This is a genomic window from Roseibium sp. MMSF_3412 (assembly GCF_030733265.1).
Lineage (GTDB): Bacteria > Pseudomonadota > Alphaproteobacteria > Rhizobiales > Stappiaceae > Roseibium.
The window spans coordinates 46,433-67,466 of the sequence record NZ_JASHJI010000014.1; the positions used below are offsets into that span (position 1 = coordinate 46,433).

Sequence of the window (21,034 nt, forward strand, 5' to 3'; positions counted from 1 at the left end):
CTAAAAAAGGGCCGTATGAACCGGCCCGACAAACAAGTTTTCGATATAAATAAATAAGTAAATTCAAAGCCTTATTTTTTTACGCCCCCGAAAAAAATACCTACTAAATATTTAGTTTGACATCGTGGCAACGGTGTGACCAAGTATGACGAGCCGGTTACAAACGGCTTTCATACTCACATGGGAGGAGATGAAGATGCGCAAGTATCTACTCTCCGCAGTTGCAGCCGGTGCTGTACTTGCGGGAGCAGGATCTGCTTATGCCGATGAAGCAGCGGCACAGAAGTGGATCGACCAGGAATTCCAGCCGTCCGTTCTGTCCAAGGACGAGCAGCTTGCCGAGATGCAGTGGTTCATCAAGGCAGCGGAACCGTTCGATGGCATGGAAATCAACGTCCTGTCCGAAGGCATTCCGACGCACTCTTACGAGTCGGAAGTTCTCGCAAAGGCATTCGAGGAAATCACCGGTATCAAGGTCAATCACCAGATCCTTGGTGAGGGCGAGGTCGTTCAGGCCGTCCAGACCCAGATGCAGACCGGCCGGAACCTCTACGACGCCTATGTCAACGATTCCGACCTGATCGGAACGCACTCCCGCCTGCAGCTTGCCTACAACCTGACCGACTGGATGGCAGGCAACGGCAAGGACGTGACCAACCCGGGGCTCGACCTTGAAGACTTCATGGGCACCCAGTTCACGACAGGACCCGATGGCGACCTCTACCAGCTGCCCGACCAGCAGTTTGCGAACCTCTACTGGTTCCGCAAGGACTGGTTTGACCGTGAAGACCTGAAGACGGCCTTCAAGGACAAGTACGGCTACGATCTCGGCGTGCCGGTCAACTGGTCGGCCTATGAGGACATCGCGGAGTTCTTCTCCAAGGATGTCAAGGAAATCGACGGCGTCACGATCTACGGTCACATGGATTACGGCAAGCGTGCACCCGACCTCGGCTGGCGCATGACCGATGCCTGGCTTTCCATGGCCGGTGCGGGCGACAAGGGTGAGCCGAACGGCATTCCGGTCGACGAATGGGGCATCCGCATGGAAGCGGGTACCTGTAATCCGGTCGGTGCGTCCGTGTCGCGCGGCGGTGCGGCCAACGGTCCTGCGGCCGTCTACGCGATCCGCAAGTGGGACGAGTGGCTGCGCAACTACGCGCCTCCGGGTGCTGCCAGCTTCGACTTCTACCAGTCCCTGCCGGCGCTCAGCCAGGGCAACGTTGCCCAGCAGATCTTCTGGTACACCGCGTTCACAGCCGACATGGTGAAGCCGAAGTCGGAAGGCAACAACACGGTTGACGATGAAGGCACGCCGCTGTGGCGCATGGCACCGAGCCCGCATGGTCCTTACTGGGAAGAAGGCCAGAAGGTCGGTTATCAGGACGTGGGTTCCTGGACCATCCTGAAGTCCACCCCGGAAGACCGCGCCAAGGCAGCCTGGCTCTACGCCCAGTTCGTCGTGTCCAAGACCGTCGACACCAAGAAGAGCCACGTGGGTCTGACGTTCATCCGCGACAGCACCATCAACCACGAATCCTTCACCGAGCGTGCACCGAAGCTGGGTGGTCTGGTCGAATTCTACCGTTCGCCCGACCGTGTGGCCTGGTCGCCGACCGGCGTCAACGTTCCGGACTATCCGAAGCTGGCGCAGATCTGGTGGCAGCAGATCGGTGACGTGAACTCCGGCGCCTTCACGCCGCAGGAAGCGATGGATCGTCTTGCCGAAGAAATGGACATCGTCATGGCCCGCATGCAGCAGGCTGACGAACGCGCCAACGTCTACGGCGGTTGCGGACCGCGTCTCAACGAGCCGCAGGACCCGCAGGTCTGGCTGTCCAAGCCGGGTGCTCCGAAGGCCAAGCTCGACAACGAGAAGCCGCAGGGTGTCACCGTCAACTACGACGAGCTTGTTGCCCGCTGGGGTCAGTAAGCAAAAGTGTAACACCTGACTCGTCTGGGCCGGGGCTCGTCCCCGGTCCATCACCGATCCGAATGTGACGGGCACGAAGCACGACGCTTCCATGGAATGCCCTGTCCGGACGCGGGCTAGAATACATGTCTCTTGAACTCAAAAACGTCACCAAGCAGGTCCAGGGTATCACCCATATCAAGGACACGAGCCTGACGCTTCAACCCGGCCAGTTCAACGTTCTCCTGGGTGAGACCGGAGCCGGCAAAACGTCGCTCATCAAGCTCATGGCCGGACTGGATGGCCTTGCCTCCGGACAGATCATTCTGAACGGCAAGGACGTTTCGAAACTGTCGGCTCAGAAGCGTAATATCAGCCTCGTGCACCAGTTCTTCGTCAACTACCCGCACATGTCGGTCTACGACAACATCGCCTCGCCGCTGAAAGTGTCCGGTGTCGCCAAGTCGGAGATCCAGGGCAGGGTGGAAGAAGCCGCGGATCTGCTCCGGCTGAAACCTTATCTAAACCGGAAGCCGCATGAGCTTTCCGGCGGTCAGCAGCAGCGCACGGCGCTGGCGCGCGCCATCGTCAAGACAAGCGATGCGGTGTTTCTCGACGAACCGCTTGCCAACCTCGACTACAAGCTGCGCGAGGAACTGCGCGACCAGCTGCCCGATCTGTTCGCAGGCCGCGGCGCGGTCGTGGTCTATGCGACCTCCGAACCCGAAGAAGCCCTGCTGCTCGGCGGCAAGACGGCGCTTATGACGGACGGAAACGTGGTCCAGTTCGGCCCGACGTCTGAAATCTACCGAAAGCCGAAAGATCTCGACGCCGCCAAGGTTTTTTCAAATCCGCCGATTAACACCGCCCCTGTCACCAAACAGGGTGACATGGTCGTGCTTACGGAGAGTATCCGATGGCAGGCGCCGGCGAGTGTCGCCGGCCTCAAGGACGGTCCCTACACGCTGGCGATCCGGCCGAACCATGTCATGCCGGTGGAAACCCCCGCGCATTCGGTTCGCCTGGACGGCCACGTCCAGGTCACGGAACTGAGCGGATCGGAGAGCAGCGCCCATTTCGATCTCCAGGGTCAGTCCTGGGTCTCGCTGTCGCCGGGCGTTCATCCCTATTTCGTCGGCGAAGTCCACGCGTTCTACCTGGACCCGAGCCATTGTTTCTTCTTTGCGCCCGACGGCGCATTGGTGGCCTGAGGAGAGAATGTCATGGCACAAATAACGCTCTCCAACCTTCGGCACAGCTACAGTCCCAATCCATCGGGCGATGCCGACTATGCCCTGAAGAAAATCGACCTGACCTGGAATGACGGCGGCGCCTATGCCCTGCTCGGGCCATCGGGCTGCGGCAAGTCCACGCTCCTCAACATCATCTCCGGGCTGCTGGTGCCGTCCGAAGGCAAGATCCTGTTCGACGATCAGGACGTGACGTCGCTGCCCCCGGCACAGCGCAACATCGCGCAGGTGTTCCAGTTCCCGGTCATCTACGACACGATGACAGTCTACGACAACCTGGCGTTCCCGCTGCGCAATCGCGGCCGGGACGAGGCCACCGTCAAGGAACGGGTCACCGCCATCGCGGAGATGCTGGAGGTCACCGACATGCTGAACACGCGCGCCGCGAACCTGTCGCCCGACAACAAGCAGAAGATCTCCATGGGCCGCGGACTGGTGCGCCAGGACGTCAACGTGGTGATGTTCGATGAACCGCTCACCGTGATCGACCCGCACCTGAAGTGGAAGCTGCGGTCCAAGCTCAAGGAACTGCACCAGCGGGTGAAGGCGACCATGATCTACGTGACCCACGACCAGACGGAAGCCCTGACCTTTGCCGATCAGGTCGTGGTCATGCAGGAGGGCGAGATCGTGCAGATCGGAACACCGGTCGAACTGTTCGAACGTCCCGCACATACATTTGTCGGTCACTTCATCGGTTCGCCGGGCATGAATGTGCTGCCGTGCGACGTGCGCGACGGCGGGGCGTTCTTCGGTGACGAACTGATCCGTCTCGAAGGTCCTGTTCAAAGCAACTCCGATGGTGCGGCAGAAATCGGCATCCGGCCCGAGTTCGTCTCGGTTTCCGGCAATGGATCAGGTCTTGACGCCAAAGTGCGCAAGGTCGCCGATGTCGGACGCCACAAGGTGGTCGAGGCCATGGCCGGAGACCGACGTATTCACGCGATCCTTGAAGGCGACGCGCCGAATGCCGGCGATTCCATCAAACTCGCGTTCAAGCAATCCCAGACCCGGCTTTACAAAGACGGCTGGCTGGCAAGCACGCCTGGGGAGGGTGTCCAGTGAAGACCCAGAATCAACGCGCATGGTGGTTCGTGACACCGGTGCTCCTGCTGGTCGCATTCAATGCGCTCATTCCTATGATGACGGTGGTGAACTATTCCGTCCAGGAGACCTTTGGTGACAACCTGTTCTTCTGGCAGGGCCTGGACTGGTTTGAACAGGTCCTGACCTCGGAGCGCTTTCACAACGCGCTCGGACGCCAGTTCCTGTTCACGTTCCTGATCCTGATCATCGAGGTTCCGCTCGGCATCGCGATCGCGCTTTCCATGCCGAAAAAGGGACCATGGGTGCCGTTCTGTCTCGTGACCATGGCCCTGCCTATGCTGATCCCGTGGAACGTCGTCGGCGCGATGTGGAACATCTTCACGCTGCCCGATATCGGCCTGCTCGGCTACTTCATGAACCACACGCTGGGTCTGTCCTACGACATGACGCAGGATCCGTTCGCGGCCTGGGTCACGATCATCGTCATGGATGTCTGGCACTGGACGTCGCTCGTGGTGCTGCTCGCCTATGCCGGGCTGGTGTCGATCCCCAATGCCTATTACCAGGCTGCGGAAATCGACGGTGCATCCAACTGGGCCGTGTTCCGGTTCATCCAGCTGCCAAAGATGAAGACGGTTCTGACCATTGCGATCCTCTTGCGGTTCATGGACAGCTTCAACATCTACACCGAGCCGTTCGTTCTGACCGGTGGCGGACCGGGCAATTCCACCACGTTGCTCTCCATCGATCTGGTGAAGATTGCTCTCGGTCAGTTCGACCTCGGACCGGCAGCTGCCATGTCGCTCATCTACTTTGCCATCACGCTGTTTGTCTCCTGGCTGTTCTACACGCTGATGACACTGAACGATAACAAGAACTGAGGAGACCGATCATGCGTCTGAAAAGCCTGGTTCCCGCGCTCTACATCCTCTTCCTGATGCTGCCGATCTACTGGCTCGTCGCGATGAGTTTCAAAACCACAAACGAGATCCTCGCCGGCTTCTCGCTGTTCCCGCAAACCTGGACGTTCGAGAACTACACCGAGATCCTGACCGATCCGACATGGTACTGGGGTTACATCAACTCCATCATCTACGTGACCATGAACACCGTGATTTCGGTCATGGTCGCGCTGCCGGCGGCCTACGCCTTCTCCCGGTACTCGTTCGTGGGCGACAAGCAGCTCTTCTTCTGGCTGCTGACAAACAGAATGGCACCGGCTGCCGTGTTCGCGCTCCCTTTCTTCCAGCTGTATTCGGCTGTTGGACTGTTCGACACGCATCTGGCCGTTGCGCTTGCGCACTGCCTGTTCAACATCCCGCTCGCCGTGTGGATCCTCGAGGGCTTCATGAGCGGCGTGCCGAAGGAACTGGACGAGACCGCCTATGTGGACGGCTATTCGTTTCCGCGTTTCTTCGTGACCATCTTCCTGCCTGCCATCAAGTCTGGCGTTGGTGTGGCGGCCTTCTTCTGCTTCATGTTCTCGTGGGTGGAAATGCTGCTGTCCAAGACACTGACTGCCGTCGAGGCGAAACCCATTGCCGCCGTCATGACCCGGACCGCTTCCTCCGCGGGCTATGAACTCGGGCTGCTGGCGGCCGCCGGGACCCTGACTATCATTCCCGGCGCCATCGTCATCTATTTTGTTCGCAACTACATAGCCAAGGGCTTTGCCCTGGGGAGGGTTTGATGCTCGGCTGGATGGCATGGACCTGGCCGACGGCGCTGCTGTTCGTCGGCATATTCTCCGCAATCGGTCTCTTGACCGTGCTCGAAATCAGGTATCCCGGCGGTGCTGCCCGCCGCGGCGTCCTTGGCCTGACGACGACACGGGGCGACCGTCTCTTCATCACCCTTCTGGGCACGGCCTATATCTTCCTGGCCTGGCTCGGGCTGATGGGCAATCCGCTGTGGTGGCCGCTCGCGCTCAGCATCGGCTGGGGCGTGTTCTGTTTCTGGAAGGTGTGACATGCAACCGGCTGCACGAGCGTATGTGCGGCCCTTGCCAACAGAAGAAAACGGACACGAGCGGCTAAAGCGATAGTAATTTCGAAGCAATCGTGCATGAATAGGTTCCGGGGCATGCAATCAAAACATCACAAAGATCTTTTGGGGCATGGCCCGCGCCACATCCAATCCTCAATCGGCACAGGGCTGTAATGAGAAAGCGTAAAAGCAACGAGTTTCTGACCGAAGTCGAACTGGAGTTCATGACCGAACTCTGGAAGCTCGGCGAGGGCTCCGTGCGGGACATTCTCGCATCGCTGCCATCGGACAGACAGCTTGCCTACACGTCCTGTGCAACCATCATGCGGATCCTGGATGAAAAAGGCTTCGTGGACAGCCGGAAAGAAGGCAAAACATTCATCTATACCCCTCGGCTGACCAAGGACACCTACCAGTCCCGTTCCCTGAGAAATCTATCTGAAAAACTGTTCGACGGCACGCCTGCGTCACTCGTGGCAAGGCTCGTCGACGAATACGAACTCTCGAACGACGATCTGGAGGAAATGAGAGCGTTACTGGACAGGAGGAGGACAGATGACGCTACTTAACCAGGTATTCGACATATATGTCGATCTGAACATTACGCTGGCCCTCACGGCCATCATCTGGCTCGCCGCAAAGCTGGCATTGAACCGGTTCGGCAGAAAACTCGCGTTCAACTATCAGCTGGCCATCCTGAATGGCCTGTTCGCGGTCATGGTGCTGTCGCCGCTCGCGGTCGCCGTCTATCAACACATGCAGGTCGCAAAGGTCGTTCCGGTTGCCGGGACGCTCAATCTCGCGGACTATGCCGTCTCGCAATATCTGCGCGGCGGCATTGCAATCCCGGCGGAAGACTTTCAATCGCTGCTCGGGCTTCGCAGCCGCGTGACGGAAAGCATCGTTTCTTTTGCACCGGGTGTCGGCATGGCAATTGGCGCGTTCCTGCTGGCGGGTTTCGCGTTTTTCGCGGCGCGTCTGGGCCTCAACGTCGTGCGCCTTAAGCGGATGCTTTCCGGGTGCCATTCCTGGCGTCGGTCAGGGCGCTTGCACCTGCTTCTGTCAGATCATGCGCTTGTGCCGTTTTCGGCAAGAGGCCTGACGCGGCATTACGTGGTGATCCCGTCGGAGCTGCTTGCGAAACCTGATGATCTGAAATTCGTGCTGAAGCACGAATTCCAGCACCTGCGCCAGGGCGATGTCAGCTGGGAAATCGGGCTCGAATTCCTGCGGCCATTCTTCTTCTGGAACCCGTTCTTCTATCTCTGGAAGTCCGAGGTCGAGCGCCTTCGGGAGCTTGCGTGCGACCAGAAGGTGACCGATGCGGGGGATGTCGATCTGAGATCCTATTGCATGTGTCTGCTGCGTGCGGCACAGGCTGGCCTGAGACGCCGTGAGAACCTTGCCGCAAAGGACAAGGTCGGCAATGTCGCCGCCGTTGCGCTGATCGAGGTGCAGGACCGGTTCCTGCGCAGGTCACCCGCGCAGAAGCTCCGCCGCCGTGTCGAGGCCCTTCTGGAAAAGGACCGCATGCAGCCGCATTGGAGTTTTGTCTGCCTTGCCGTTCTGCCGATGGTCGCAATCGTGTTTCTGTCCGCCTTGTCCATCCAGAAGCCTGCGGACTGGAGCCAGGACCGGATCATGCTGTCGACGATCATCAATCTGGACCGCATGGACAGATCGACACCGTCCTTCGGACAACGCCCGCTCAGGTAAGAACTGTCGGGCGGGTCATGCTACCCGCCCTTCACCTTCAGTTTGCCGACGTCCTGCTTTTCCTGGCTGTCATTGGTCCAGCTGATGCGCATGTCCAGCCGGGACTGACCATCCTCGTTTGTGGCAGTGACCCTGAGGTTCATCAGGCCGTGCGGCTCCAGGGTGATGTCGCCGGTATCGTCGCCGAACGCGATCTCACCCTTGGAGATGCCGCGTTTCAATGCATCCAGCATTTTCAGGATGGATTTCTTGTCCTGCAGGGATTGGTGCCGGAAACGGCCCTTGCGTTCCATCATCAGGTCAGCCCGTGTTGTTTGAGGAACTGGTGCGGGTCGAACAGTTTCGCATGGGGATAGTCGCAGCTGATGCCGATGATGTTGCCGTCCGGATGAATGATCGTCGCTCCCGTTCCGATACCGTCCAGACCTTCTGACCTTCTGGAATGCCGGTCAAGCGTGATGTCGGCTTCCAGATGGAGCAGGCCGTGCTTGGTATTGAGTTCCTGGCCCCGGTGACGGTTGACATGACCGTGGACCAGCATCTTGACCCCTGCCAGATGCAGCTCGTCAACGCCCCGTTGCGTCAGCGGATGGTCGATGTCCCGATACTTCGTGCGCATCAGGTTGGCAACCGTTCCGGAATAGAAGACAAAAGGGTCCTTTCTGCTTTCCTTGCGAAAGCGCCGGTTCACATGGGTGATGCCTTTTGCCGAAATCTGGGCCGCCATGCTGTCATCGATCCCGGCATGCACGAAGAGCAGGGAGCCGCTCTGGTGAACCGCCTTCATGCTCCTGAAGAACCAGGCATAGCGACCGGACGGTTCAACAAAGAGGTCGCGGCAGGCCAGCGCCGCCGCGTAGAGCTGGCGGATCGACAGGCCGGCTTCCCCGGCGTGGTCGGCGAATCTCTCGGTCTTTTTCCTCAAACGGCGCATTTCCTTGCGCACGGCTGCCTCGTTCAGATACCTGGCAGCCATCGCCGGGAAGTTCTTCGTCCATTTCTTGCCGGGGATCATCAGACGCAGGCACGCCTTCTCGTCCGGCAGGCCGGGCTCTTGCCTTTGCCAGTCGACATGCCTGTCGAAGACCTCCCGCAGAAGCGGCAGAACCTTTTTGCCCATGCGCACAAACATGTGTGCATTGAGCGATCCCCGTTTCACCGTCAGCGATTGCAGTCCGAGATAAAGGCGCAGGTCGTGATTGCCGGCGAGCAGCACGATGTCCGGCCCAGCTCTCATCAGCGACGCGAGACAATCAAGCAGGTCGAGATTGCTCGGACCCTTGTCGAGACAGTCGCCGCCGATGATGATCTGGCAACCTCTGCCGAAGGTGGTCAGCTCAAAATCATCCAGCCCTTGACCGGTGCGCAGGATCACGCGTGCGGCAACAAGGGACCTGAGCAGGCTTTCCGCATCGGCATGCAGGTCCGATATGAAGACGACCGGTTTGTCCGGCCAGTCCCATGGACCGAGTGCATTCACTTTCGAAAGGCTGTTGGCAAGATCGGGCGCCGGGCCGCCCGCGACCATGCGGTCCGGATTGGCATCCAGGGGCCAGGGAACGCAGTTCTCCGGGATGCCGAGATCGGCAGCCGTGCCAGGGGCGATAGGCGGGAGGAGCGGTATCGAGGGATTGTTGGTCATTTGTGGGTCTGTACCCTTGCTTCCACGTCAGTCGAGAGCGGTTTCGAGCGACTGGCGTTTTTTCCAGCTGCCACTGTGGTGATGCCAGGTTCCCTCATGTGTGCGTTTCAGCACGACGGGTCTGGCGTGATGCATGCTGAGGCGGCGAATGTCCTCCAGGCCGAGGACACCGAGGTGATGCGCCGCGTGTCGCAGCGAGGCACCATGGCCGACGAAAATCCAGGTATCCGGGCCGGTGGGCCCGGGTGATCCGTCCGTGTGCAAGCGAAGACATTGCGCAACGCGCGCGCCCGCTTCGATGAGGCTCTCCGCACCCTGTACGGGGAGCCTGTAGTGGCTGTCGGATTTCCAGTTTTGCGGCGGTCGCACGTATCTGGGATCCTGATCCAGAATGTCTTCGATCTCGGCAATTGTCAGATTGGCAAACGCACCGACACTTCTCTCGGCAAGCGCTTCGTCTTCGAGAATGTGGAAGGTTTGACCGGTTGTGGTGGTCAGTTCGGCTGCCAGCGTTGCTGCCGTTTGCCAGGCCCTTTGCTGGCGCGAGCAAATGATCTCCGGATGGATCTGCCAACCCTCTGCTTCGGCCAAACCGGTGACTTCATTGGCGGCTGCCCTTGCCTGGTCTTGTCCGGACGCCGTCAGGCCATATGGCTGCAGGGCGCTTGGAGCGCCAGGCTTTTGGTGATACGCGCCGTGGCGCAGCAGGATGGCGAACCGGTCGTTCATTGATCACCGCCCAGAAGTTCTGCACCGGCATCAAACAGGGCGTCGAAGTCGATCTGTCCGGTGACCTCCCAGATCCGGACACCTTCCAGCGCAGTGAGATACGCGCCGGGATCGAGGGGTGTGCTGTCGGTCCAGAAGGGTCCTTCCCTTGTCTGAAAAAACGGTCCCGGGCTTTTCATGATGGCGGAAAGCAGGTCCGTTCTTTGCGGCAGATCGACCCTTGATACCGCAGTCGGCGCACGGCTGTTGCGCGACCAGTTCAGAACCCAGAAATCGGTCAGCTGTGCGTCATGGGAAATGCGCCCGGGTCCGTAGATATCATCGATGAAGAGGTCATACTTTTCTTCCAGGTGCCAGAGTTCGTCCTGCTCCATGTTCCTGAGCTCATCTTCCCGGTCCTCGTCGATGAGCCCGGCAAGGCGCGAATTTGTAACAATCGTGCCCGGATTGATGCGCGGCAGTTTCGGGATGCCGAGGGCCTCCGCGCCTTTGCCGGTTGCGCGCACGAGCAGCCGGTCATTGGTCACGTATTGGGTGCCCGCGACTTCCATCAGGCGGAGCATTGTCGTCGACTTGCCGCCGCCGGACAGGCCTGAAATCGCCAGACCCTTACCCGCTGTTCTGACCGCCGCCGCGTGACAGGCAACCCAGTCCTCGCGCTGAAACTTGTTGAGGATCTGGGTGTTGATGAAATTGATGACCTGATTGGGATGATCCTCGACCGGACCGAAGGCAACTGCCCAACCAGGTGCTTGAAGGAAGCGGAGACCGGTGCGGACTTTCAGGACAAGGCGTCCATCGGCAAGATCGGCAATCGCGTCCTTGCGTCCTGCCTTGCCGGGTTCCCGCGCCCAGTCGTTGAATTCTACGTCAAAGGGCAGGTCTATCGGATTGAGCACATGGACCGTGAGATCGGGGTCGGTCGGCACGGTGATGACGTGCTGGAAGTATCTGAGCAATTCAGCCAGCAGCGCCTGTGAGGTGCAGCGGACTTCAATCACAAAGCCGCCGACACCGAGGCACACGGGATCGCAGGTGCTGGTCGCGCGTTGGGGCCGAAGCGCGTCGACGACGTCCTGGACGGAGATTTCGTTCATCCACGCACCTTTGCAATCACATGGTCGGCATAAAGGTCGGCCGCGTCGATGCCGGCGCCCTCCAGTGCCCCCCGGAAACCTCCGAACGCAGAGACCTCGAAGACGACCGGGCCATTGTCCGTCAGGCCGATATCGACAGTTGTGAAGTCCAGCCCGAAGGGAGCCTGTGCACGTCTTGCCAGCTCGATCAGATCCTCGTCCGCGTCAAAGGGCTCATATTTTCCGCCATGATGGATCGTGGTGTTCCAGCTGTCCGTCTGGGCGACCCGGGCATAGGTTCCAAGGTACTTGCCAGCCAGAAACACCATGCCGAGATCCCGGCCGGACAAGTTCACTTTTTGCTGCAGGTACATCACGGGGTTTTCCGCCTTGAACGCGGCAATGCTTCCTTTGAGCGTGTCTTCGTCCGAGGCGGCGTCCATGAGCGTCATGCCGCGCGCCTTGGTCGAAAACAGCGGCTTGAAGACGGCGCTGCCGAAGCGTTCCACCGCTGCGAGGGCCTCCGCTACGCTTTCGGTCACGCAGGTGGCCGGCATCGGGATACCGGCGTTTGACAGGGTCACGGTGCAGCTCAGGCGATTGACAAGACCAAGAATGGATGCCGTCCTGGAGAAGATCCTGACGTCGGCGCTTTCGGCTATGCGCAGCATCTCAAGCCGGTCAAGCGTCGCGGGGCTGTATTCCTCGCTGATCTTCTTGATGACCAGTCCGTCCAGCTGGCAAAGGTCCTGGCTGCCGGACTTCAGGGACCGCGCTTCCAGGTCCAACGCCACCTCTGCCATGTCGATCACGCAGCGGAATCCGGTCCGTTTCTCCAGCGCATCCGCAAGCACCTCAGTCGACCACTTGCCCGGGATGCCGACGACGCCGATTTTCAGGTCAGTCAATGAAGATCTCCTTCACGGGGACACGAAACCTGGCTTCATCGCCTGCCGGGCATGCAATGGTCCGTTCGATCAGATAGCGGGCTCTGAGCCACATGCGCCGTGCGAGCTGCTTGTCGAAAATGAAGCGGGTGGAGCTGGCAAAGGAACGGGCGAGGCCGAGCGAAAGGCGAAAGTCGAACGTGTCGTCACCCTGCTTGCGGGCAAAGGCTTTTGCCGCGTTATAAAGCGTCAGAGACGACTGCATGATGCGTCGGCGGGTCTCGCGGTCGACGACCTGAAGCCGGTAGTTCGAAACCATGAAAACCGAGACATCCTGAACGTAGTCCATGTAGCGCGACCGGTGCAGGTCGACAAAATGGACGCGGTTCTCCTCCTGATCGTAAATGATGTTGTCGGCGTTGAAGTCGCCATGGATATAGACGGAAAAGGGCGCGGAAACCGCGGCTTCCCGATTAGCTGCTTCCTGGACGATGCTGTCCAGCGAGAGGATCTTCTGTCCGGCAAACCGGACGGGTGTGTCCCTGAATTCCGGATGGACGCGCCGAACCTCTTCCAGACGTCTGACCAGTTGCTGCATACTTCCGAGTTCGGCCGGTTCCTGCATTTTCGTCTGTTTCCAGACATCCTTCAGCGTTCTGGAAAGGCAGGCGAGCGCCTTTTCGCAATGTTCGGCGGGCTCGTTCAGGACGATCTGTTCGAAAGTCATGCCCGGCAGATGTTCGATCAGAAGGGCAGCCGATTGGTCGCGTTTTTCGTAGGACAGGATCTTGGGTGCAAGGCCGGGATAGATCGCGTGCCAGCTTTTGACTCCCTGGCGCTCTTCCTTCACCTTGGTCTTCTCGCCGTCCTTGAAGACCGCGGCAACTTCTTCCGTTTTCCTGTCCTTGATCGCGGAGATGGAACTGCCCGACCGGGTCTCGGCGATTGTCTCGATCTTCAGTCCGGTGCCGTTGGTGTCGAGATCCGACATGAGATTCTGGAGCGCAAAATACCGTTCCAGATTAACCGCTTGCCCGATATTGGCTGAAATCACTGCCTCGCTGATGGACTTAAGCGACTGGCCCATTCTCTGAAATTCATTGGCCACCAGCAGGCTGTTCGCAATATCCGCCGGCCGCAATTTGGGTTCACGCATGCCCCGGGTATAAATCTTGAACAGCTTCCGGTAGTCGGCCTCGATCCTGTTCTGCAACTCGCCGATCTCGATTGCCTGCTCGCTGTCGTTGCCCAAGAAGGCCGCTTCGATCTTGCCCACTCCCTTGCGGACAAGCCGGATCATCGCCGGATAGCGAGACGGCACAAGCGTCTCGAACGTGTCGATCCGTTCCACGTGGCGCAGGGAAAGGCGGGCGAGATTGGCAATGCGCTGAAGATCGGTTGCGATGAATTCCAGGCTGCGAAGCGTCAGGTGCTTGCGATTGCCCGTTTTTGTGTTCGCAAGTTGCCGGATACAGGCGGCGTGTATGCGCGACTTGAGATTGTGCGCATAGCCGGCGCGATCCAGAATGCGCCTGGCGTGCGCAATGGTCGGTGTCCTGAAGAAGGCTTCGAGCTGAAGCAATTGGCCGTCGATCTCCGCGCACAGAAAGTGGAGATTTTCCCGGATGGTTTTTGGCACGTTAGTCATTGAATGGTCCGAGATAGACTTCGGGGTTCCGCCTACAGCCAAGTGAAAACAGTTTTGTGACATAAACCGGACGCAGATGCTGAGCGTCTTCACTCGAAATCCAGCGTGTTGCTGTCTGATGCGGGTCGGGCGCGGGGCCGAGCCGGGGTTCGTATGTGTCCGGAACACGGCACGTGAAGATGAAATCGAGCTGGTGCTGGAGTTCGGTCCCGCCCGACTTTTCCCGATATACTTCAGCGACATGCAGCAATTCTGCCACGAAAACATCCACCCCGATTTCTTCCCGGCACTCTCGTTTGAGGGCTGTGACGAGGTCTTCTCCGGGTTCCTGTTTTCCACCGGGCAGGGTGAAGTATCTGCCTTTCACAGGGTGTTGTTTTTCCTGAACCAATAAATTTTGCCCGCTCAGGATAAAGGCACGCGGCGTGGACCGGATGCCCGGTCTGAAAACAGGGTGATTCGGATTGTCTTTGGCAGAAATCGCTCCGTCTCCCTCCAGCCGCATCGAGGTCCCGGGCGCACCCATACCGCGGTTCGATGCTGCGGGCGGCGCCAATCGCCGCATGCGCATGTCGAGTATAGTTGAGTCTCGCCTCGAAAGACGCCGCGACGTCTCAAATGTTGTGAAGAAACGTTGCCAGGCGAAGACTTTGTCTGCACGTGCGATTTGCGCGGAATGTCAGATATCCGGCCCAGACGACCGGCTTTCCGTTGTCGGGTCGACCTCGTTTCGCAAGGTCTCAAGTGCCCGCATCCGTTCTTGGGCACGCTGCTGATTTTCACGCGTGACACCGGCGATCAGGACCTCGGAGATCGCCATCAGTGCCAGGGATGAATCCCAGGGGGAGGGCACGGCGACCCTTGCAGGCAGCACGAAGCTGGCGATGCGGCCGACGGGCGACATCCAGCTGTCCGTCACCAGCGCCACGGTCGCACCTTGTCTTGCGGCAGCCTCGGCAAACTGGATGATCTCGGTCTGATAGCGGCGAATGTCGAAAATCAGGACCACATCGCGCGGACTCATGCCCAGCAACTGATCCAGCCAGTTGCCCTGCTGGCCGGCGATGTGATTGACGCCGGAGCGTACGATCCTGAGATGGGCTGCCGTATAGCGGGCGAGCCCGTCGGTAAAGCGGCCGCCGATCAGGTGGAGCGTTCGTTTCTCGTCCGACAAAAGCCGGATCAGTCCATCCAGTTCGCCCCGGGGGAGGTTCTCGAAGGTTTCGCGCACGTTTTCCAGCAGCTGGGAAACATGAGGGTCTCCTCCTTGTTCCGCTTCGAGCGTGGCGCTGCGTGCAAGCGGCGAGTTCAGCTGGCTTTCAAGTTCGCTCCTGAGCTTTTTCTGGAACTCCGAAAAGCCCGGAAAACCAAGGCGGCCGATAAAGCGGAGGATGGTCGGCGAGCTGACGCCGGCTGCTTCGGCGAACTGCGCAACCGTTCCAAGGCCCTGGACGGGATAGTTCGCCATCAGCGCGTGCGCGGCCTTTTTTTCCGTGGCCGTGAATTCGTCGAGGCGGTCTCGAATGTCTTCCAGGAGAGGGCGTTCCATGTGTTTGGCCTGCTTTTGGCCGCGGACGGTTATTTTCATTTGACAGCGGCACCAATCTTCGTATCAAATATTACAGAATTCGGATCAAGCGGCAATCCTGTAATAAACGTTACAAAATTCGCCAGCGGATTTTCAAGGGGAACAGGGAATGGGTGAAAGCCCTGAAAACGGCGTGTCATCGGGGGCCGTGGCGATCGAAAACGCCGCCGGCAATGGCGCGTTTGTTTTCGTCTGCGACCACGCATCCAACCATTTTCCACCTCCCTACGATCAGTGTCTTGGCGTTTCGGAAGCGGAAAAGTCCGCGCATATCTCCTGGGACCCGGGCGCGCTGGGTGTTGCGAAAGGGCTGTCGGACCGGCTCGATTCGCCGCTCGTCCACACCACGATTTCGCGTCTGATCATCGATTGCAATCGGGACGAGGACCGGGAAGATCTTATTCCGAGCCTGAGCGAAACCACTGAAATTTCCGGCAACAGAAATCTGCCCGAGGCCGAAAAATCGTTCCGGCTGGATCTTGTTCACCGGCCGTTTCACAAGGCGATCGACGAGGTCATCGAGGCGCGGCGTGCGCGCGGGCTTGCCACCGCCGTGGTTTCGGTCCACTCCTTCACGCCTGTCTACAAGGGGAAGAGCCGCCCGTGGGAGATCGGGCTGATATCGGACACGGACCGAAGCCTGGCCGAGCCGGTTCTGGCCGGACTTGCAACGCGCGGCGGCCTGACGGTCGGCGACAACGAACCCTATGCCCCATCCGACGGCGTCTACTACACGATCCACCGTCATGGCGAAGACCGGCAGCTGCCCTGTCTGATGATCGAGATCCGGAACGACGAGATCACGACACCGGACCAGGAAACGCGCTGGGCCGATCTTCTGGCACCGTTGCTGTCAAAGGCGATGCACACCGGGGTGCCCGCCGACGGGACCGTTGCGGCGGGAGGTGCCGATGCTTAAGGCGGCGCGCGTCTATGTCCGGGTCGTCGACGGCTTCAATCGCGGCCTCGGAAAGGCCGTCATGTGGGGCGTCTTCATCATGGCCGCCATTCTTCTGTGGTCGTCGATTTCGAAGACATTCTTCAACCCGTCGCTCTGGACGCTGGAAGTGGCGCAGTTCGCGATGGTCGCCTACTACGTGCTCGGCGGTCCTTATTCGATCCAACTGGGATCGAATGTCAGAATGGACCTCTTCTACGCGGAATGGAGCCTGAAGAAAAAAGCCTGGTTCGATGCGTTCACGGTCTTGCTGCTGATCTTCTATCTCTGCGTGCTGCTCTACGGCGCGCTGAATTCCTTCGCCTATTCGCTTGGATATTTCGGCAAGGAGCCCTTTGCGTTTTATGCCGATCTCATCGGGTCCTTCCTGACGGGCGGACCGGAGGCGGCGCGTGAAAAGCTTGGCTATATCGAGCGCAGCCCGACCGCCTGGCGGCCTTATCTGTGGCCCGTCAAGCTGATCATGATCCTTGGCTTTTTTCTCATGCTTTTGCAGGTCGTTGCCGAATTGCTCAAAGACATTGCCCGCATCAAGGGAGAGACGATCTGATGTCGTATGAGATGATCGCTCTTCTCATGTTCTCGTCGATGATGCTGATGCTGCTGACAGGTCAGCGTGTCTTCGGTGCAATCGGCGGGATTGCTTCCGTCGCAGCGCTTCTCTTGTGGGGAACAGGTGGCGGGGACATTCCCTTTTCCGCGGCCATGAAGCTGATGAAATGGTATCCGTTGCTGACGCTGCCGATGTTCATCTTCATGGGTTACGTGCTGTCGGAAACCAAGATCGCCGACGATCTCTACAAGATGTTCCACGTCTGGATGGGACCGATCAATGGCGGTCTCGCGATCGGGACGATCCTCCTGATGGTGCTGATTTCGGCCATGAACGGTCTTTCCGTCGCCGGGATGGCCATCGGGGCGACAATCGCCCTGCCGGAACTGCTCAAACGGAAATACGACAAACGCATGGTCACGGGGGTGATCCAGGCCGGGTCGTCGCTCGGGATCCTGGTGCCGCCATCGGTGGTGCTCGTGCTCTATGCCATGATTGCGCGGGCGCCCGTCGGGCAGCTCTGGCTTGCCGGCGCCGTGCCCGGACTGATGATGGCAGCCATGTTCGTGATCTATATCGCGATCCGGTGCCGGGTTCAGCCTGAACTCGGTCCGGCGCTGACCAGGGACGAACGGGCGGCCTCCCAGGACGAGAAGTACCGCCTGTTGCTGGCCGGCATCCTGCCGATCGTGATCTTCGCGTCGATGATGGTCCCGTTCGTGATGGGCAAGACCAGTCTCGTCGAAGCCTCGGCAATCGGTGCGCTGACGGCACTGCTTGCCGCGGTCGTGCGCCGCCGGATGACGTGGGACATCTTGCTCTTGTGCCTGAAAAACACGCTTGGCATTTCCTGCATGTTCATGTGGATTATCCTCGCGGCTCTCGGCTTTGGTGCCGTCTTCGACGGTCTGGGTGCGGTCAAGGCCATCGAGAACCTCTTTACCGATCAGCTTGGCCTGTCGCCCTGGATGATCCTGATCCTGATGCAGCTGTCGTTCCTTGTGATGGGAACCTTTCTGGACGACACGGCAATGCTGGTGATCGTGGCGCCGCTCTATGTGCCGCTGGTCGGAACACTGGATCTCGGTATGCCGCGGACAGATGTGCTTATCTGGTACGGCGTGCTTTACACGATCACCACGCAGATTGCCTACATGACGCCGCCGTTCGGCTACAATCTCTTCCTGATGCGGGCGATGGCGCCCAAGGACATCACCATGCGGGACATCTACGGTTCGATCACGCCGTTTGTCCTCGTGATGGCCCTCGCGCTGGCGCTCGTGATGGCATTCCCGCAGATCGCCCTTTGGCTGCCTGACCTCGTCTATGGAAGGTGACCGGGCGATGCGGGACAATAAAAAGACTGTCCGGGGGAAACGGACTTTTACTGTGGCAACGAAAGAACCGGCAACGGTCAGGCCGCTTGGAACTTGATCAACAACCAGGGGAACTAGATATGACCAACAGACGTGATTTTCTGAAAAAAGCAGGTGTCGGCACGGTCGCCGCCGCCGGAGCAACGACACTGGCAGCACCTGCCGTTCACGGCCAGTCGCCGATCAAGTGGCGCCTGCAGACCTATGCGGGTCCGGCTCTGGCCGAGCATGTCATCAAGCCGCATATCGATGCCTTCAACAAGGCCGCAAACGGTGAGATGGAAATCGAGCTTTTCACCGCCGATCAGCTTGTGCCGACCGGCGAGCTCTTCCGTGCCATGCAGCAGGGAACGATCGACGCCGTACAGTCCGATGACGATTCCATGGCATCTCCGACGGAAGTCACCGTGTTCGGCGGATACTTCCCGTTTGCATCCCGCTACTCGCTCGACGTGCCGGTGCTGTTCAATCAGTACGGCCTGAAGGAAATCTGGGAAGAGGAATACTCCAAGGTTGGCGTCAAGCACATCTCCGCCGGCGCGTGGGATCCCTGCCACTTTGCAACCAAGGACCCGATCCGCTCTCTTGAAGACCTTCAGGGCAAGCGCGTCTTCACCTTCCCGACCGCGGGCCGCTTCATGAGCCAGTTCGGCGTGGTTCCGGTCACACTTCCCTGGGAAGACATCGAGGTTGCGGTTCAGACCGGAGAACTCGACGGCATCGCCTGGTCGGGTATCACCGAAGACTACACGGTCGGCTGGGCGGACGTGACCAACTACTTCCTGACGAACAACATCTCCGGCGCCTGGGCCGGGTCGTTCTTCGCCAACATGGAACGCTGGAACGAGCTTCCGGACCACCTGAAGACCATGCTTCAGCTGGCCATGGATGCCTCGCATTACTATCGCCAGTGGTGGTACTGGGGCGGTGAAGCAGCCCTGCGCGTCAACGGCACCAAGATGGAACTCACAACCATTCCGGATGCTCAGTGGGCAACGGTTGAAGAAGCCGCAACGGCCTTCTGGGACGAAATCGCGTCCGAGTCTCCCGTCAAGGCGAAGGTCGTCGAGATCTTCAAGAAGTACAATGCCGACATGCAGAAGGCCGGACGGCCTTACCGCTACAGCTAATATCGGCTAAGCAAGAAGCTTCCTGGTCCCGGCACAAGCGCCGGGGCCAGGGACAGATCCACAAATCAATCCTGCCCTGAAACCGGAACTTCGAAAAATGCCTGGCAACCTGACCTTTGACGCACTGAAGACGCTGGTCTCATCCGGCGAGATCGACACGGTGCTTGCGTGTATCGTCGACATGCAGGGACGGTTGATGGGCAAGCGTTTCCATGCCCAGCATTTCGTCGATACGGCTTATGACGAAACCCATTGCTGCAACTACCTGCTGGCGACCGACATCGAGATGTACACGGTCGAGGGCTATGCTTCGACGAGCTGGTCGGGCGGTTACGGCGACTATGTGATGAAACCGGACCTGTCGAGCCTCCGTAAGGTTCCGTGGCTGGAAGCCACGGCCATGGTGATGTGCGATGTCCAGGATCACCACACCCACGAAGACGTTCCGCATTCGCCGCGCGCGATGCTGAAGGCGCAGGTCGCCCGGCTCGCCGACATGGGGCTGACGCCGATCATGGCGACCGAGCTTGAATTTTTCCTGTTCGAGAAAAGCTTCGACGAGATCCGCAAGGAAGGCTTCCGCGATCTCGAGCCGATTTCCGGCTATAACGAGGACTATCATATCCTGCAAACGACCAAGGAAGAGGACGTGTTGCGTCCCGTCCGTAACGGTCTTTTCGGTGCGGGCATTCCGGTTGAAAACACCAAGGGCGAGGCCGAAACCGGGCAGGAAGAGCTCAACATCAAATATGCGCCTGCACTCGATACGGCCGAGTATCACACGATTGCCAAACACGCCGTCAAGGAGATTGCCTGGGCGAAGGGACGGTCGGTGTCCTTCCTTGCCAAGTGGCGCAGCGACAAGGTCGGCTCGTCCTCGCACGTGCACCACTCGCTGTTCGACACGAAAGGCAACAATGTCTTCTGCGACGACAAGGCGGAGCTGGGCATGTCGGACATGATGCGCCACTACCTTGCCGGCCTGATCAAATACGCCCCGGACTATACCTATTTCCTGGCGCCCTACATCAACAGCTACAAGCGGTTCCAGAAAGGCACGTTTGCACCGACCAAGACGGTCTGGTCGGTCGACAACCGCACGGCCGGCTTCCGCCTGTGCGGTGAAGGCACCAAGGCACTCCGGGTCGAGTGCCGGATTGGCGGGTCGGATCTCAACCCCTATCTTGCGCTGGCCGCACTGATCGCCGCAGGCATCAAGGGACTGGAAGAGAAACTGCCGCTCGATCCTCCAACGACGGGCGATGTCTATGAAAATCGCAGGGCCCGGGAAATCCCGCACACCTTGCGCGATGCGCGCGAAACGCTGCGCAAATCGAAGTTTCTGCGCGAAGCCTTTTCCGACGCGGTGATCGATCACTATGCGCGGGCTGCGGAATGGGAAATCGAGGAATTCGACCGGGCGGTCACGGACTACGAAATCGCCCGGGGTTTCGAACGGGCCTAGAACTGTTCAGGTTGCCCTGGCCCACCCCTCATCCTGAGGAAGCGCGAAAGCGCTGTCTCGAAGGATGGGCG

Annotated in this window: 21 protein-coding genes; 13 read left to right on the plus strand and 8 right to left on the minus strand. The window is 59.3% G+C overall.

What is annotated here, in order from left to right; all coding sequences use genetic code 11:
* The first annotated feature begins 196 nt into the window (after positions 1-196).
* From RBB49_RS21045 to RBB49_RS21080, 8 genes are all read left to right on the plus strand, one after another.
* A complete protein-coding gene (locus RBB49_RS21045) occupies positions 197-1,933 on the plus strand; it encodes an ABC transporter substrate-binding protein (RefSeq protein WP_306144863.1) in 1,737 nt (578 codons plus the stop codon).
* Between the two features lie 125 nt (positions 1,934-2,058).
* Positions 2,059-3,123 (plus strand): ABC transporter ATP-binding protein, encoded by a 1,065-nt coding sequence (locus RBB49_RS21050; protein ID WP_306144864.1) that lies wholly within the window; start codon positions 2,059-2,061, stop codon positions 3,121-3,123.
* 12 nt (positions 3,124-3,135) lie between these two features.
* Positions 3,136-4,227, plus strand: coding sequence for an ABC transporter ATP-binding protein (locus RBB49_RS21055; RefSeq protein WP_306144865.1), 1,092 nt, complete (start codon positions 3,136-3,138; stop codon positions 4,225-4,227).
* Positions 4,224-5,090, plus strand: coding sequence for a carbohydrate ABC transporter permease (locus tag RBB49_RS21060; protein WP_306144866.1), 867 nt, complete (start codon positions 4,224-4,226; stop codon positions 5,088-5,090). The genes RBB49_RS21055 and RBB49_RS21060 overlap by 4 nt, the downstream gene beginning before the upstream one ends.
* Before the next feature lie 11 nt (positions 5,091-5,101).
* The gene (locus RBB49_RS21065) at positions 5,102-5,899 is read left to right on the plus strand and encodes a carbohydrate ABC transporter permease (protein ID WP_306144867.1); all 798 of its coding nucleotides are present in this window, start codon (positions 5,102-5,104) and stop codon (positions 5,897-5,899) included.
* Positions 5,899-6,177 (plus strand): DUF2160 domain-containing protein, encoded by a 279-nt coding sequence (locus RBB49_RS21070; protein WP_306144868.1) that lies wholly within the window; start codon positions 5,899-5,901, stop codon positions 6,175-6,177. Before RBB49_RS21065 ends, RBB49_RS21070 begins: the two co-directional genes overlap by 1 nt.
* A 191-nt stretch (positions 6,178-6,368) precedes the next feature.
* Positions 6,369-6,764, plus strand: a complete 396-nt coding sequence (locus RBB49_RS21075) for a BlaI/MecI/CopY family transcriptional regulator (protein WP_306144869.1) — start codon at positions 6,369-6,371, stop codon at positions 6,762-6,764.
* Complete coding sequence (locus RBB49_RS21080) at positions 6,751-7,911, plus strand: M56 family metallopeptidase (RefSeq protein ID WP_306144870.1); 1,161 nt, start codon at positions 6,751-6,753, stop codon at positions 7,909-7,911. Before RBB49_RS21075 ends, RBB49_RS21080 begins: the two co-directional genes overlap by 14 nt.
* 20 nt (positions 7,912-7,931) lie before the next feature.
* Here RBB49_RS21080 and RBB49_RS21085 read toward each other — a convergent pair whose 3' ends face one another.
* From RBB49_RS21085 to RBB49_RS21120, 8 genes are all read right to left on the minus strand, one after another.
* On the minus strand, positions 7,932-8,207 hold the full coding sequence (locus tag RBB49_RS21085; protein WP_306144871.1) for an amphi-Trp domain-containing protein: 276 nt from the start codon (positions 8,205-8,207) through the stop codon (positions 7,932-7,934).
* Complete coding sequence (locus tag RBB49_RS21090; RefSeq protein WP_306144872.1) at positions 8,207-9,553, minus strand: metallophosphoesterase; 1,347 nt, start codon at positions 9,551-9,553, stop codon at positions 8,207-8,209. The genes RBB49_RS21085 and RBB49_RS21090 overlap by 1 nt, the downstream gene beginning before the upstream one ends.
* Positions 9,554-9,580: 27 nt before the next feature.
* On the minus strand, positions 9,581-10,282 hold the full coding sequence (locus RBB49_RS21095) for a histidine phosphatase family protein (protein ID WP_306144873.1): 702 nt from the start codon (positions 10,280-10,282) through the stop codon (positions 9,581-9,583).
* Positions 10,279-11,379, minus strand: coding sequence for an HprK-related kinase B (locus tag RBB49_RS21100; protein WP_306144874.1), 1,101 nt, complete (start codon positions 11,377-11,379; stop codon positions 10,279-10,281). The genes RBB49_RS21095 and RBB49_RS21100 overlap by 4 nt, the downstream gene beginning before the upstream one ends.
* Positions 11,376-12,266 (minus strand): GAK system ATP-grasp enzyme, encoded by an 891-nt coding sequence (locus RBB49_RS21105; RefSeq protein ID WP_306144875.1) that lies wholly within the window; start codon positions 12,264-12,266, stop codon positions 11,376-11,378. The genes RBB49_RS21100 and RBB49_RS21105 overlap by 4 nt, the downstream gene beginning before the upstream one ends.
* Positions 12,259-13,893, minus strand: coding sequence for a PhoU domain-containing protein (locus RBB49_RS21110; protein WP_306144876.1), 1,635 nt, complete (start codon positions 13,891-13,893; stop codon positions 12,259-12,261). The genes RBB49_RS21105 and RBB49_RS21110 overlap by 8 nt, the downstream gene beginning before the upstream one ends.
* Positions 13,886-14,464: an NUDIX domain-containing protein gene (locus RBB49_RS21115; protein ID WP_336623433.1), complete on the minus strand. Its 579-nt coding sequence runs from the start codon at positions 14,462-14,464 to the stop codon at positions 13,886-13,888. The genes RBB49_RS21110 and RBB49_RS21115 overlap by 8 nt, the downstream gene beginning before the upstream one ends.
* Before the next feature lie 108 nt (positions 14,465-14,572).
* Positions 14,573-15,442 carry a MurR/RpiR family transcriptional regulator gene (locus RBB49_RS21120; RefSeq protein WP_306144877.1) on the minus strand — a complete coding sequence of 290 codons (870 nt, stop codon included), beginning with the start codon at positions 15,440-15,442 and terminating at the stop codon, positions 14,573-14,575.
* 148 nt (positions 15,443-15,590) lie between these two features.
* Here RBB49_RS21120 and RBB49_RS21125 point away from each other — a divergent pair, with 148 nt between their 5' ends.
* The 5 genes from RBB49_RS21125 (at position 15,591) to RBB49_RS21145 (ending at position 20,963) form a co-directional block, all read left to right on the plus strand.
* Positions 15,591-16,400, plus strand: a complete 810-nt coding sequence (locus RBB49_RS21125; protein ID WP_306144878.1) for an N-formylglutamate amidohydrolase — start codon at positions 15,591-15,593, stop codon at positions 16,398-16,400.
* Complete coding sequence (locus tag RBB49_RS21130) at positions 16,393-16,989, plus strand: TRAP transporter small permease subunit (RefSeq protein ID WP_306144879.1); 597 nt, start codon at positions 16,393-16,395, stop codon at positions 16,987-16,989. The genes RBB49_RS21125 and RBB49_RS21130 overlap by 8 nt, the downstream gene beginning before the upstream one ends.
* Positions 16,989-18,329, plus strand: coding sequence for a TRAP transporter large permease subunit (locus RBB49_RS21135; protein ID WP_306144880.1), 1,341 nt, complete (start codon positions 16,989-16,991; stop codon positions 18,327-18,329). Before RBB49_RS21130 ends, RBB49_RS21135 begins: the two co-directional genes overlap by 1 nt.
* A gap of 119 nt (positions 18,330-18,448) precedes the next feature.
* Positions 18,449-19,498, plus strand: coding sequence for a TRAP transporter substrate-binding protein (locus RBB49_RS21140; protein ID WP_306144881.1), 1,050 nt, complete (start codon positions 18,449-18,451; stop codon positions 19,496-19,498).
* A 97-nt stretch (positions 19,499-19,595) separates the two neighbouring features.
* Positions 19,596-20,963: a glutamine synthetase family protein gene (locus RBB49_RS21145; protein ID WP_306144882.1), complete on the plus strand. Its 1,368-nt coding sequence runs from the start codon at positions 19,596-19,598 to the stop codon at positions 20,961-20,963.
* The last annotated feature ends 71 nt before the right edge of the window (positions 20,964-21,034 follow it).

Excerpts from the sequence above, each read along its gene's own strand:
- RBB49_RS21070 (WP_306144868.1), top strand. The coding sequence starts at position 5,899 with ATGCTCGGCTGGATGGCATGGACCTGGCCGACGGCGCTGCTGTTCGTC.
- RBB49_RS21095 (WP_306144873.1), bottom strand. The coding sequence starts at position 10,282 with ATGAACGACCGGTTCGCCATCCTGCTGCGCCACGGCGCGTATCACCAA.
- RBB49_RS21145 (WP_306144882.1), top strand. The coding sequence starts at position 19,596 with ATGCCTGGCAACCTGACCTTTGACGCACTGAAGACGCTGGTCTCATCC.
- RBB49_RS21055 (WP_306144865.1), top strand. The coding sequence starts at position 3,136 with ATGGCACAAATAACGCTCTCCAACCTTCGGCACAGCTACAGTCCCAAT.
- RBB49_RS21125 (WP_306144878.1), top strand. The coding sequence starts at position 15,591 with ATGGGTGAAAGCCCTGAAAACGGCGTGTCATCGGGGGCCGTGGCGATC.
- RBB49_RS21065 (WP_306144867.1), top strand. The coding sequence starts at position 5,102 with ATGCGTCTGAAAAGCCTGGTTCCCGCGCTCTACATCCTCTTCCTGATG.
- RBB49_RS21135 (WP_306144880.1), top strand. The coding sequence starts at position 16,989 with ATGTCGTATGAGATGATCGCTCTTCTCATGTTCTCGTCGATGATGCTG.
- RBB49_RS21090 (WP_306144872.1), bottom strand. The coding sequence starts at position 9,553 with ATGACCAACAATCCCTCGATACCGCTCCTCCCGCCTATCGCCCCTGGC.
- RBB49_RS21140 (WP_306144881.1), top strand. The coding sequence starts at position 18,449 with ATGACCAACAGACGTGATTTTCTGAAAAAAGCAGGTGTCGGCACGGTC.
- RBB49_RS21085 (WP_306144871.1), bottom strand. The coding sequence starts at position 8,207 with ATGATGGAACGCAAGGGCCGTTTCCGGCACCAATCCCTGCAGGACAAG.
- RBB49_RS21075 (WP_306144869.1), top strand. The coding sequence starts at position 6,369 with ATGAGAAAGCGTAAAAGCAACGAGTTTCTGACCGAAGTCGAACTGGAG.
- RBB49_RS21130 (WP_306144879.1), top strand. The coding sequence starts at position 16,393 with ATGCTTAAGGCGGCGCGCGTCTATGTCCGGGTCGTCGACGGCTTCAAT.
- RBB49_RS21100 (WP_306144874.1), bottom strand. The coding sequence starts at position 11,379 with ATGAACGAAATCTCCGTCCAGGACGTCGTCGACGCGCTTCGGCCCCAA.
- RBB49_RS21050 (WP_306144864.1), top strand. The coding sequence starts at position 2,059 with ATGTCTCTTGAACTCAAAAACGTCACCAAGCAGGTCCAGGGTATCACC.
- RBB49_RS21120 (WP_306144877.1), bottom strand. The coding sequence starts at position 15,442 with ATGGAACGCCCTCTCCTGGAAGACATTCGAGACCGCCTCGACGAATTC.
- RBB49_RS21080 (WP_306144870.1), top strand. The coding sequence starts at position 6,751 with ATGACGCTACTTAACCAGGTATTCGACATATATGTCGATCTGAACATT.
- RBB49_RS21110 (WP_306144876.1), bottom strand. The coding sequence starts at position 13,893 with ATGACTAACGTGCCAAAAACCATCCGGGAAAATCTCCACTTTCTGTGC.
- RBB49_RS21045 (WP_306144863.1), top strand. The coding sequence starts at position 197 with ATGCGCAAGTATCTACTCTCCGCAGTTGCAGCCGGTGCTGTACTTGCG.
- RBB49_RS21115 (WP_336623433.1), bottom strand. The coding sequence starts at position 14,464 with ATGCGCATGCGGCGATTGGCGCCGCCCGCAGCATCGAACCGCGGTATG.